This window comes from Epilithonimonas lactis (assembly GCF_900110605.1).
GTDB lineage: Bacteria > Bacteroidota > Bacteroidia > Flavobacteriales > Weeksellaceae > Epilithonimonas > Epilithonimonas lactis.
In genome coordinates this window covers 361121-373757 of the sequence record NZ_FOFI01000001.1, presented here as the reverse complement: position 1 = coordinate 373757, position 12637 = coordinate 361121, and the positions used below count along the sequence as shown (strand labels likewise).

At 38.0% G+C, this 12637-nt stretch carries 9 protein-coding genes; 5 read left to right on the top strand and 4 right to left on the bottom strand.

What is annotated here, in order from left to right; translation table 11 throughout:
- The first annotated feature begins 239 nt into the window (after positions 1-239).
- From dapF to BMW39_RS01735, 3 genes are all read left to right on the top strand, one after another.
- On the top strand, positions 240-1016 hold the full coding sequence (gene dapF / locus BMW39_RS01745; RefSeq protein ID WP_034976737.1) for a diaminopimelate epimerase: 777 nt from the start codon (positions 240-242) through the stop codon (positions 1014-1016).
- A 65-nt stretch (positions 1017-1081) separates the two neighbouring features.
- A complete protein-coding gene (gene mltG / locus BMW39_RS01740) occupies positions 1082-2107 on the top strand; it encodes an endolytic transglycosylase MltG (protein ID WP_034976736.1) in 1026 nt (341 codons plus the stop codon).
- A 30-nt stretch (positions 2108-2137) separates the two neighbouring features.
- Positions 2138-4630 carry a TonB-dependent receptor domain-containing protein gene (locus BMW39_RS01735; RefSeq protein ID WP_034976735.1) on the top strand — a complete coding sequence of 831 codons (2493 nt, stop codon included), beginning with the start codon at positions 2138-2140 and terminating at the stop codon, positions 4628-4630.
- Positions 4631-4799: 169 nt separating this feature from the next.
- Here the strand turns inward: BMW39_RS01735 and BMW39_RS01730 are convergent, their stop codons facing one another.
- The 4 genes from BMW39_RS01730 to BMW39_RS01715 form a co-directional block, all read right to left on the bottom strand.
- A complete protein-coding gene (locus BMW39_RS01730; protein WP_034976733.1) occupies positions 4800-5996 on the bottom strand; it encodes an efflux RND transporter periplasmic adaptor subunit in 1197 nt (398 codons plus the stop codon).
- Between the two features lie 89 nt (positions 5997-6085).
- Positions 6086-7354 (bottom strand): ABC transporter permease, encoded by a 1269-nt coding sequence (locus tag BMW39_RS01725; protein WP_034976732.1) that lies wholly within the window; start codon positions 7352-7354, stop codon positions 6086-6088.
- Between the two features lie 83 nt (positions 7355-7437).
- Entirely contained in the window at positions 7438-8667 is a 1230-nt protein-coding gene (locus BMW39_RS01720; protein WP_034976731.1) for an ABC transporter permease, read from the bottom strand.
- Between the two features lie 126 nt (positions 8668-8793).
- Complete coding sequence (locus BMW39_RS01715) at positions 8794-9483, bottom strand: ABC transporter ATP-binding protein (protein WP_034977826.1); 690 nt, start codon at positions 9481-9483, stop codon at positions 8794-8796.
- A 177-nt stretch (positions 9484-9660) separates the two neighbouring features.
- Between BMW39_RS01715 and BMW39_RS01710 the strand changes: the two genes are divergently transcribed.
- Positions 9661-11034, top strand: coding sequence for a glycoside hydrolase family 28 protein (locus BMW39_RS01710; RefSeq protein WP_083391889.1), 1374 nt, complete (start codon positions 9661-9663; stop codon positions 11032-11034).
- 117 nt (positions 11035-11151) lie between these two features.
- A complete protein-coding gene (locus BMW39_RS01705; protein WP_034976730.1) occupies positions 11152-12510 on the top strand; it encodes a TolC family protein in 1359 nt (452 codons plus the stop codon).
- Positions 12511-12637 lie beyond the last annotated feature (127 nt).

Sequence of the window (12637 nt, the reverse complement as noted above, 5' to 3'; positions counted from 1 at the left end):
ATTAAAAAAATTCAACATGGCGAGATTGAGAAATTCTATAATGAAGGAGCATTTTAGATTAAATTTAAATAACATTAATCAAGATTGGATTGTCTTTAAAATAAGTATTTTTACAGGCTTGATTTTTGTAATGGAAAATCAAATTAATCAACTAACAATCAGAATAATAAATAAATCGCTTATGGAAATATTGTTTCAACAAAATATACCTAAGCGTTGCATCTACCAATACAAGAACTATGAACAAACAAATCAAATTTTATAAATATCAAGGAACAGGAAATGATTTTGTAATGATCGACAACCGCGATTTGGAATTCCCAAAAAGTACCGACTTCATCGAAAAACTGTGCGACAGACGTTTCGGAATAGGTGGCGATGGTTTGATCCTTCTGGAAAACGATGAAAAATCGGACTTCAAAATGGTGTATTACAACTCCGACGGAAACGAGAGTACGATGTGTGGAAACGGCGGGCGTTGCATTGTGGCATTTGCTCATTTCTTGGATATTTTCGAAGACAAAACGACATTTGATGCGATCGATGGACTACACAAAGCGGAAATCAAAAACGGCATCGTGAAACTGAAAATGATCGATGTGAAAAACATTAGCACAGACGGAAATGACTTTGTTTTAAATACTGGTTCGCCACATTACGTAAAGTACGTGAAAATGTTAAATAATTATAATGTTTTCAAAAATGGTAACGAAATACGAAATTCTGAAACTTATAAGAAAGAAGGGATCAACGTCAACTTTGTGGAAACTGTTTCTGACAATGAATTGTTTGTAAGAACCTACGAGCGAGGCGTGGAAGATGAGACCTACAGTTGTGGAACCGGAGTGACGGCTGCGGCTTTAACTTTTATGGATAAAAACAATCAAACCTCTGTTGCAGTCAAGGTTTTGGGTGGACAACTGAAAGTTTATGCTGAGAAAAATGGCGAAGGTTTCACTGACATTTGGTTGGAAGGACCAGCAAATCAAGTTTTTAAGGGAGATATTGCATTATAATTAAAGATTCAATAATTGGAAAATTAAAAGATTTAAAATTCTAGATCTCTTTTACAAATTAAACTATGAAAAAAATAATTCTTATAATATCTGTTGTTGTCATCGCAATCCTGGGATTTTTCGGGATCAGATTTTACAATAAATATGTCGGAAATAATGTGGAGAAAGATGGCTTTGTTTTAATCCCGCACAATGCGAAGTCTCAGCAGATCTTGGATTCGATCTCTCCTTATATTAAAAATAAAGATCATTTCACCAGCATCGCAGAAGACAAAAATCTTGGGGCAAATTACAAACCAGGACGATACGAACTGAAATCGGGAATGAACAACCGCGAAATCGTGAATATGATCCTCGCAGGAAATCAAACGCCGAATTCTTTCCGGATCAAAGACTTCGATGATGTTTATCAGATGATCGGTCGTGTGACCAAAAAGACAGAGCTCGATTCAACGAAATTTGCTGATCAAATGAATGAAATCGCTGTCAGCAAAGGTTATAAAAATGCTGAAGACCTGAAAAAGTATTTCTTCAACAATACCTACGATTTCTTCTGGACCGTGACGCCGAAAGAGTTTTTTGAGAAATTCGATAATGAATATAAAGCGTTTTGGACCGCGGAGAGAATTGCAAAAGAAAAACAATCCGGCTTGACAAGAGATCAGATCTACGCTTTGGCCTCCATCGTTTACAAAGAATCAGGCGGCAAACCAGATGAGCAGAAAACGATCGCTGGCCTATATCTGAATCGATATAAAAAAGGCATGAAACTACAAAGTGACCCAACGGTGATCTATGCGGTGAACAAAGCGAGCAATTTTACATTACAGATCAAAAGAGTTTATTACAAACATTTGAAGGAACCTTCGCTTTACAATACGTATGCGAACAAAGGTATTCCGCCAGGACCGATCTGTATTGTTGATAAAAATTCTCTGAATGCGGTTTTGGATGCGGAAAACAACAATTACATTTTTATGTGTGCGGATCCAGCGAGATTTGGTTATCATAAATTCACTGACAATGCTGCGGAACATGCGATAAACGCCAAAGCTTACCAAGATTGGCTAAACAAGAAAGATATAAAATAAATAGAGCAACGGCTCAAAAACAAACTAGGAATGAAAAGAACGGAAATTGTAAGTGTATTTCAAAAGAAAGCTTTTGGTTTGGCACTAACTATTGGAGCAGCAAGCTTCATCATGGCTCAGCAAAAGGTGAATATTTCTGGAAATGTGAAAGATGCGAATGGCGCAATTGGCTATGCATCTGTCACTTTCAAAAATCAGCAGAATTCACAATTGAGCGATGCAGCACTAGCAGATGCAGATGGAAACTATAAACTAGATCTAGCTCCTGGAAGCTACGATGTAACGATTGAAGCTGTAGATTACAAAAAATTCAACCAGACAATAAGAGTTGAAAAGGCTGGTCCAATCGCACCTTTCGTGATCGTTTCCAACGGCAACGCCAACCTGAACAACACGACAGACATCCAAGGTGTCGTGATCACCGCAGCTTCTACGAAACCTTACAAAGTGGAGCTTGACAAGAAAACGTATGATGTAAAAAGTGACCTAACAGCTGTTGGAGGCAATCTGCAAGATGTTCTTCAAAACGTGCCTTCGGTTTCCGTGGACACAGACGGTACAGTCTCTATGAGAGGAAGTTCAAACGTCAGATTTTTGATCAATGGCAAACCTTCTGCGCTACTTGGAATAGACGATGGTGCCAATGCACTACAAGCAATTCCTGCCGATCAGATTGACAGAATTGAGGTAATTACCAATCCTTCAGCAAAATATGATGCCTCTGGAACAGCGGGAATCCTTAATATTATTCTTAAAAAAACCACTAAACTCGGTTTTAATGGAAGTGTGATCGGAACTTTAGGTTATCTTCCTAAAACCAATCTTAATACCAACTTAAGCTGGAAAAAAGGTAACTGGAGTTGGTTTCTGAATGGTGGCGGTGGTTATCAGGAAGGGAAAAACACAAGTAGAAATAACATTGCTTACACAGGAGGAAATATTGCTAATTCCACTCAAAACAGTGAAACAAATTCCAAATCTGAAAATTACAATGCGATGGCTGGTGTCACCTACGACATCTCTCCAAAAACCAGTATCAATCTATCGGGAAACATTAGAACTTTCAGCAATGATACTGATAATCCAATTGATTATTATGACTTCAATAGAAATGGCTCTGTAGATTTCACAACTCGTAATAGTATTGGTAGAATGACCAATACAGGAATGCAAGGTGACTTTGGAATAGACCATAAATTGGATGATAAAGGTCAGAACATCTCAGGTTCCGTAAGTTTGCAAAGCAACAGGTCCAATAACAGCAATGATATTACCCAAATTACAAATAGCACACTAGATTATTACAACTTTACAAGACAGGAAACCAAGAATAGATCGCTGGTCGTAAAATTGGATTACGAACTACCAATTGGGGAAAATTCTACCTTCAACGCTGGTTACAAATTGGATGATAATCAAAATGATTATGACAATCTTGTACTGCAGCAGAACGATGTAGATACTCCAGCTTTTGAATTACCCACTTTTACAGGAATCAGTAAATATAATGAAACCTTCAATGCGGGATATGTCCAATTCAAAAGCAAATTGGGACCAATTGGCTATCAAGTAGGGTTGAGAAATGAACATTCAAAAATAGAGTTTTCGTATCCAGATACCATTACAGGAAATATTGTTGCAAAAAATAAAGATTACAACAATCTTTTCCCAAGTGTATTTTTGAGTTATGATTTTGCCAAAAACAATCAATTATTAGTCAACTATTCCAGAAGGATAGACAGACCTAGATCTTGGTTTTTGATACCATTCTTTTCGTTTAACAATAGCCGAAACCTCTTCTCTGGAAATCCTGACCTAAATCCTTCTTATATCGATTCTTTTGAATTTGGCTATAATTACTCAAAAAGTAAATTGACCATCAATCCAACTTTATATTACAGAAAGGAAAAAGACAATGTCCAAATGGCAGTGATTCAAAGTACCACTGACCCAAGTGCCTTCAACATCAAACCATTCAATGTTGGTAATGAGGACCGATATGGATTGGACCTGAACGGAACCTATGATCCATTTGCATGGTGGAAGATCATGGGTAACATTGATGTCTTTGGATACAATACCAAAGGTGATCTTTACATAGATAACAAATTTATCCAATCATACAATGGAGATGGCGTATCTACAAGAATGAGATTGTCAAATACTTTTAAATTCGACAAAACCTTGAGTGTACAGATTCAAGCAAATTTCCGAGGTGGTCAGAAGAATGCAAGTCAAGACACGAAGTCGATTTACTTCTTCAATCTTGGTGCTACAAAAACCATCTGGAAAGGCGATGGAACTTTGGCATTCAACATTCAGGATATCTTCAATACCAGAGCTAGAAAATCTACTACTTACGGTCCGGATTTCCAAAACGAAATGTATATGCAATGGCAACCAAGACAAATGTCTCTTTCTCTGACCTACAGATTCAAGCAAGGAGAAAAGGTAGAGCAACCGAAGCGTAAACAGGATATTAATTCCAATAGCAATGGTGGTGACGATATGCCTCCAATGTAATCTAAACAATATACAATTCAAATATAAAGTCCTCGGTAGATTTACTGAGGACTTTTTGTTGTACTACCATAGTAGTTCAATGTATATTCTTGATGATTATTATTAAAAATAAAAAATCCGTCCCATTATGAAAACGAGACGGATCTTTTAACAATTATAATTTAAAGGTCTATTTCTTTTTGTCTTTCAGCTCTTCCTTATCTTTATCAGAAGGATTCCAGACTTTTACTTCTGCATTCTTATCAATCCCAGATAGTATCTGAACATTGATCCCATCGCTAGAGCCCAATTTCACATATACTTTTTTGAAGCTTCCATTCGGTTGTTTCACTTCTACAAAGGATTTGTTGTTGCCTTTTTCATATTGGATCAACGACTCATCCAAAAGTAGTGCATTTTTCTTAGAACTCAATAATATTTCACCGTTTGCGCTGAATCCTGCACGGATGTAATCTCCAGATTTGTTGTAAACATCACCTTCTACAGCAAATTTGATGGTCCCACTTTCTTCTTTTCCTTTTGGTGCGATAAGCGTGAGCTTTCCAGGGAAAGATCTATTTTGCAACGCACCGATCACCACTTTCATTTCCATGCCTTGTTGTAATCTTCCAGCTTGTGCCTCATCGATATCACCTTTGAAGATCAAGGCATTAAGGTCTGCAATAGAACAGATCGTAGTTCCAGCATTGAAAGAGTTGGCCTCGATCACCTGGCTACCGACTTTCACAGGGATTTCCAACACCGTTCCAGCGGCTTTCGCACGGATCTGGGTGGTTGCCATACTTTGAAGTTCTGGCGTTGCACCAGTTCTTACAATCTGCAATTGTTTCTGCGCTGCATTTAAGCTTTGAACTGCCAATTTTTGTTGTTGGGTCGTTGTCTGTAACTGTTGTTCAGCGGTGATATATTCTTGTTTTGAAATCACACCCTGCTTGTACAATTTCGCCTGCATCTCATATTGCTTCTGTTGGTTTGCAACATTGACCTTTGCATTCGCCAATTGGATTTGAGAATTGGTAACTTGCATTGTGGCATTATTCACTTCGGTAATATTCGGAACAATTCTGATGGTTGCAATCAGTTGTCCCGCCTGCACTTTGTCACCCTCGTCCACGCTAATGGTTTGGATGATCCCGGCGATATTTGGTTTGATCTCGATCTCCTCACGCGGCTCAATCTTTCCGGTGGCCATCACTTTATCATCCAGGTTTTGGATGGTTGGCTTTCTGGTTAGAAAGACCTCGTTTTCCGCAGAGTTGGATTTGATGAGATAACCAATTCCGCCAACCAAAGCCACAACGAAGAGCAATCCCAGAAATATGGACAATGCCTTTTTGAATGTAAATTTCTTTTTTTCCTTTTCCATTACGTAGAAATATAGTTTGTTTTTATTTTAATATTAAAAAATTAGTAAAATCATTTATCACTAATCGATTATCATTTATAATTTTATAATTACTCAGTCCTCAATGCTTCAATTGGTCGAATTTTCACCGCTCTTTGCGCAGGAATCAATCCGATGATCAGTCCAAGGAAGATCATAATTCCCATGGCAGAGAAAACATTTCCGTAATCTACCGTTGGATTGTAAAATGGAAAAGCATCATTGTTCATGGTTAAAATATTAAGGATGATCAATAAGAAGATTCCTGATATAAATCCCAACAATCCCGATGACAATGTGATTACAACACTTTCCAACAAGATCTGATTTCTGACCTCTGACGGTTTTGCACCCAAAGCTCTTCTGATCCCTATCTCTTTCGTACGTTCTGTCACTGTAATTAGCAGAATATTTGAAATTGCGATGACACCAGCGAGAATGGTCAATGTTCCTACGATGATGGTCAGCAACTGCATTCCGGTGAGAAATCCTGTTACTTTTTTGAATTCTTTTGCCAGATTGAAACTTCCAAACGCATTGGTATCTTCCGGCGAAACGTGGTTGATCTTTTTGAGTTCATCTTTCACTTTCGTTTCGACAACTGCTGCTTCTGCATTTGGCTTTCCTACAATTGCGAAAAATCCGACTTTGTCACCTTCGTTGTACATTCCGGAATAAGTGGAAAATGGGATATAAGCAGATTGGTCATTCTCCATTCCGCCACCTCTTGGCACCCGGAAAACACCGATGACATTGAAAAATATCCCTTTCAAATTGACTGATTTCCCAATTGGATTCTCGTTTTTCTTAGCATCGAAAAGATTTTTGTAGATCTCCTCTCCTATCACGATCACATTTTTTTTAGATTGAATATCAGCGTCGTTGATGTATCTACCAAACAATAATTTCTTCTTAGAGATCTGATTACCAACCGGGAAATCGCCTGTGATCATATACGTATTTTTCTTTCCGTTTCTAGAGATCTGATCGCCCGGTGTTCCAAAATTCCCTCTCACACTTTGAGGCGAAATATAATCGACTTCTGGAACTTTCTTGGTGATGTATTCAATATCCTTAAGATGAAGATTCATTTGTCTACCTTTCGGAAAACCTTCGTAAGGAATGTTGGTACTTTGTGGCCAAAGGAAAACGGAGTTAGTGGCAAAACCTGAGAACAATCTGTTGAACCCATTTTCCATTCCATTCGCGGCACCAAGCAAACTGACGTACAGGAACATTCCCCAACCAACGCCGATCATCGTCAGAAACGTTCTGAGCTTATTATTCCGAAGGGAATAATAGATTTCTTGCCAGGTATCTCTTTTGAAAAGTATATTCATTTTTGGTTGATAGTTGTTGGTTGATGGTTGATGGTTTTGCTGAGTCTTGATCTTGTTTATTTGTTTTTGATTCGTTTCTCTTTTTACTCTGATCTTAATGCTTCAATTGGTTTGATCCTGGAAGCTTTGTAGGCTGGTACAAATCCCGCGATCGTGCCAGCTAGCAGCAAACAGAAGAAGGCCGAAATAATCAATCCCCAACCAACAGAAGGTTCTGAGATGAAATAATCTTCGAGATTGTTTCCTATTAACTTTAAAGCTAAAACACCAAGTCCAACGCCTACAAATCCAGAAATCACTGTGATCACAATACTTTCCTGAAGGATCAAGGCTACAATTCCACCAGGTTTGGCACCAATGGCTTTTCTGACACCTATTTCCTTGGTTCTTTCTTTTACGATGTAAACCATGATGTTGCTGATCCCAATGATTCCTGCCAACAAAGTTCCAAGCCCGATGAATCCTACAACTGCAGTAATGACAAAAAGGAAAGCAAAAGAATCCTGCGTGTTTTTTGCATTGTTATTGATCCTGATTCCCTGCTGGTCTTCTGGTGAAATTTTATGTCGTGCTTTTACTTTTTTCTCAAGTTCATCGCCATATTTTACACCTTCGTCTGGCGTCATATCGGGATTGTAGGAAAGCATTAGTGTACTGATCGTATCAGAACTTTTCTTCATTTGCTGAAGTGTAGAAAGTGGAATCGAAATGTGTCGCTCGTCCCAGTCACCGCCAGGATCGGAGAAAACACCAACTACTTTGAACATCGTCCCATTGATTTCCAGATCTTTCCCAATTGGATTTCCATCTCGGATCAGATCTCGCCAAACCATCCTTCCAATAGAAGCCACATTTTGTTTTAATGCATTATCTCTTTCATTGATGTATCGTCCATCGATCATGGTTCTGTTTTCCAGGAATTTCTCGTCGCCCAAAACACCGTTGATTTGATAACCACCACTTTCCTTTCCATATTTTACGGTGAGACTTGTTGTGTATCTTGGCGACGCATATTCTAATTTGCCATCACTTTCTTTCACAATTTCCTCAAAATCATCATTGTTAAAAGTGATCTGTCTGTCGGATTGCAATCCTGCGTAAGGAAGCGTTGTTTTCCCTCCGAAAAGCATGATCAGATTGGTTGCATCTCTTGTAAATGCTTTGGCAAATGAATTATTAAGACCGTTTCCAATGCCAAACAATACAATGAAGATGAACAATCCCAAAGCCACCGTAAACCCAGAAAGCACCGTCCGCAATACGTTACTGCGAATAGAACTAAAAATCTCTTGCCAGCGGTCTAAGTCAAACATAATTTTTGGGTTGGAAGCTAGAAGAAGGAAGTTGGAAGTTTCCCGCCTTTCGCATTATTTTAATTTTTAAATATTTCTGTTTTCAATTTATTTCCTTCCATCATCAGACTTCCCTCTCCCAGCCTTCTACAACACAATTTGATTGATGAATGTATCGCTTTCTATCAAGCCGTCTTTCAGGACGACGTTTCTTTTGGTTTGCGCGGCCACATCTGGTTCGTGTGTTACAACAACGATTGTTTTTCCTTCTTTGTTGATATCCTGAAGCAACTTCATAATATCGTGTGTCGTTTTGGAATCCAATGCTCCTGTTGGTTCATCGGCCAAGACTAATTTCGGGTCTGTGATGAGTGCTCTTGCAATGGCGATTCTTTGTTTTTGCCCTCCGGAAAGTTCACTGGGAAGGTGATTTGCCCAAGCTAAAAGTCCCACTTTTTCAAGATATTCTTCGGCGCGTTTGGTTCTTTCTTTTCGGGAAACATTTTGATAATATAACGGCAACGCCACATTGTCCAAAGCTGTTTTATAATTAATCAAATTGAAAGACTGAAAAATAAATCCAAGAAAACGACTTCTGTACTCTGCGGCTTTGACCTCGGTGAGATGTTTGATGGGAACGCCGTCCAACTCGTAGATGCCGTTGTCTGCTTCGTCCAAAATCCCAATGATATTCAGCAATGTCGATTTTCCGGAACCGGAGCTTCCCATAATAGAAACAAATTCGCCTTCGTTGATATTCAGGTTGATGCCTTTGAGAACGTGCAATTTGCTCTTGCCTGTGTCGTAGGATTTGTTGATATCTTCTATTCTTAGAATGGGATGAGACATTGTCTGGATTTTACATATAAGTAAATCCGATTGCTGAATTGTTACATCAAAAAAATATAAAAACCACTTCTATAGAAAAAAACAATACATTAACCGTGAAAATCAACCATCATTACAATGATTTTTATTATTATTAACGAAATAAAAAATCTCAATAAAAATAAAATGAAAAAAATTATTTTAATCGTTTTCTGCAGTCTTTCATTTTTTTGTTTTGGTGCAAAAATTAACATCAACATCCTTGATACTGCAACTGTTGAATCTCGTGCAATTGACAATATTCTTAAAACAATAGAAGCTCCCAAAGTTTCAAAAAATGTAATTCTAATTACAAATCTCGGTGCCAAGGGCGATTCTAAAACAGATAACAAACCTTTTTTTGACAAAGCAATGAAACAAAGCAAGGCAAAAAAAGGCGCAAAAATAGTTGTTCCGGCAGGTGTTTACTTGATTAACGGGCCGATCCACTTCGTAAGCAACACGACTTTGGAATTACAAAAAGATGCAAAAATAATCTTTGGAACAAATGAAAAAGATTACCTTCCTGCCGTTCTCACGAGTTGGGAAGGAACACTTATCTATAACTACAGTCCCTTGATTTACGCCTATCAAGTAGAAAATGTTGCGATAATTGGTGAAGGAACAATTGATGGAAATGGCAAAGATGGTTTCAGCCAATGGTACGACAAGCAAAAACCTGCACAGGCAAAAACCAGAGATATGAACTTGAAGATGACGCCTGTAAAGGAAAGAATCTTCGGGAAAGACAGCTTTTTAAGACCTCAGCTTGTTCAGTTCTTTGAAAGTAAAAATATTTTGATTGAAGGTGTTACCATTACAAACGCTCCATTCTGGTGTGTTCATTTCCTAAAATCAGAGAACATCACGGCTCGGAAAGTAAAATTTGATTCTCAAAACAAAAACAATGATGGCTTCGACATAGAATATTCTAAAAATGTTTTGATTGATGATGTAGATTTTGACAACGCAGATGACAATGTCACCATCAAAGCTGGGCGAGACAGAGAAGGCAGAGAAACCAATATGCCATCAGAAAACATTATCGTTAGAAATAGCCGTTTCAAAGGTTTGCATGCGATTGTGATTGGTAGTGAGATGTCATCTGGCGTAAGAAACGTTTTTGTAGAAAACTCGACCTTTGCCGGCTATTGCAAACGTGCTCTATATCTGAAATCTAACGCGGACAGAGGTGGCTACATCAAGGATATATACATCAACAATGTAGATTTTGGAGAGGTAGAGGATGCAATTTACATCACATCTTTCTACAAAGGGGAAGGCGAAGGTCACGAAACAGACATCCATAATTTGTTTGTCAATAATTTCAAAGTTAAAAAAGCGACCAACGCTGGAATCGTAATACAGGGTTATCCTACCAAGAAAGTAAATAATATTGTCTTTTCTAATGTAAAAATCAATGAAGCACAGAATGCAATAAGCATGACCAATACAGAGAATATTATTTTTAATAATGTTACTATTGGTAAAGAAGAACAAATCCCATCTTCTAAACATTAAAGTTTGTTTAATGTTTTTTTCTATAAAACAAAAAATTTTATGAAAAGTATCCGATTGTAAATTTTAATTGTAACAAATCCAATATTCCGAAGTCTTATTGTGTATAATTTTTCTTTTATGCTTAAAAAAGTTTTTTGTATTTCGCTTTTGTCTATTGGGGTTTTGGGATTTTCTCAGAAGAAATGGACGATTCAGGAATGTGTGGATTATGCGATTAAAAATAATCTGCAGGTTCAGGCGCAGGCTCTCAACAAAGATGTGCAGACAAAAAATCTGGAAATGGCAAAGAGAGATTATCTGCCGTCAGTTTCCGGAAGCATCTCAAACACGGCAAGTTTTGGAAACACACAGTTTGTGAACACGAGTATCCGAAATGACAACTTCAGCAACAACTCGAGTGTTGGCGCCAATATTTTGGTGTACAACAACGGAAGGCTAGAGAAAGCGATTAGAAAAACGGGCTTTGATGTGGAGGCGAGTTTGCAGGATATTGAAACGATAAAAAACAATATCGCACTTCAAATTGCACAACAATATCTTTCTGTAATGCTGAACAGGGAAATCAAAAAAATCTCTCAAAGCGCAATGGAAAACGCACAACAACTCTACGACCGCGCGAAAATCACGACGGAAGTTGGTACGACCGCGCAAACGGTTTTGGCAGAAGCAACCGCTTCCGTCGCTAGAGAAAAACAGAATGTACAAACAGCTCAAATCAATGTAGATAGGGCTTTGTTTGCAATGGCTCAGATTTTACAGCTTCAGGATTACAAGAGTTTTGATGTGGTAGATATTCCTGTTCCGGATGAGTTGGTACCTCAAAAAGAAACCGTGGATGAAGTTTTGAATATTGCCTATGAATCTCAGCCCGTGATAAAAGCGGCGGAAAGTAGAATCAAATCTGCAGAGGCACAAACGGAAGTGGTGAAGACGAATTTCTATCCGACAATCACGGCAACTGCAGGAATTGGAAGTTTTTACAACAATCTTCTGAACACCAACATCACTGGTTACGATGCATCAAGCGGATTTCCGGTTGCGGTGCAGGAACGAAGTTTCATCCAGCAATACAAATCAAATTTTGGTCAGCAAGTCGGGATTTCTGCCAACATTCCAATTTTTAACAAAGGAATTACAAGATTGCAAGTGGAACAAACCAAAATCAATGAGTCGATTGCGAAAAATAATTTGGAGCAACAGAAGTTCCAGTTGAAGCAGGATATTCAACAGGCGCAGTTCAATGCTGATTCGAACTACGAAATTTATGTTTCTGCGATGGAAGCTGAGAGAAGTACAAAACTGGCGCTGGATTTTGCAACGAAAAGTTATGAAGCTGGACGTTCGACCATTTATGACGTTACGATGGCGAGAAACAATTTTGCAAATGCACAGGGTTCTGTGGCTCAAGCAAAATATAATTATCTGTTCAGCATCAAAGTTCTGGATTTCTATGCAGGACGTGGGATTTCGCTTTAAAATTATTAAATTTGATTGTGAAAAAGATATTTATAATTACAATCATTTTTTGTATTTCGTGTGCTAATAAACCAGTAAAACGTATTTATTCCAGCAAGCACGCATTTTATGGTATGTTTGTAAATTC

What these genes read in the sequence shown, in the direction of transcription:
- BMW39_RS01725 (WP_034976732.1), bottom strand. Translation starts at nt 7,354, where the DNA reads ATGAATATACTTTTCAAAAGAGATACCTGGCAAGAAATCTATTATTCC.
- mltG (WP_034976736.1), top strand. Translation starts at nt 1,082, where the DNA reads ATGAAAAAAATAATTCTTATAATATCTGTTGTTGTCATCGCAATCCTG.
- BMW39_RS01735 (WP_034976735.1), top strand. Translation starts at nt 2,138, where the DNA reads ATGAAAAGAACGGAAATTGTAAGTGTATTTCAAAAGAAAGCTTTTGGT.
- BMW39_RS01705 (WP_034976730.1), top strand. Translation starts at nt 11,152, where the DNA reads ATGCTTAAAAAAGTTTTTTGTATTTCGCTTTTGTCTATTGGGGTTTTG.
- BMW39_RS01730 (WP_034976733.1), bottom strand. Translation starts at nt 5,996, where the DNA reads ATGGAAAAGGAAAAAAAGAAATTTACATTCAAAAAGGCATTGTCCATA.
- BMW39_RS01720 (WP_034976731.1), bottom strand. Translation starts at nt 8,667, where the DNA reads ATGTTTGACTTAGACCGCTGGCAAGAGATTTTTAGTTCTATTCGCAGT.
- BMW39_RS01710 (WP_083391889.1), top strand. Translation starts at nt 9,661, where the DNA reads ATGAAAAAAATTATTTTAATCGTTTTCTGCAGTCTTTCATTTTTTTGT.
- dapF (WP_034976737.1), top strand. Translation starts at nt 240, where the DNA reads ATGAACAAACAAATCAAATTTTATAAATATCAAGGAACAGGAAATGAT.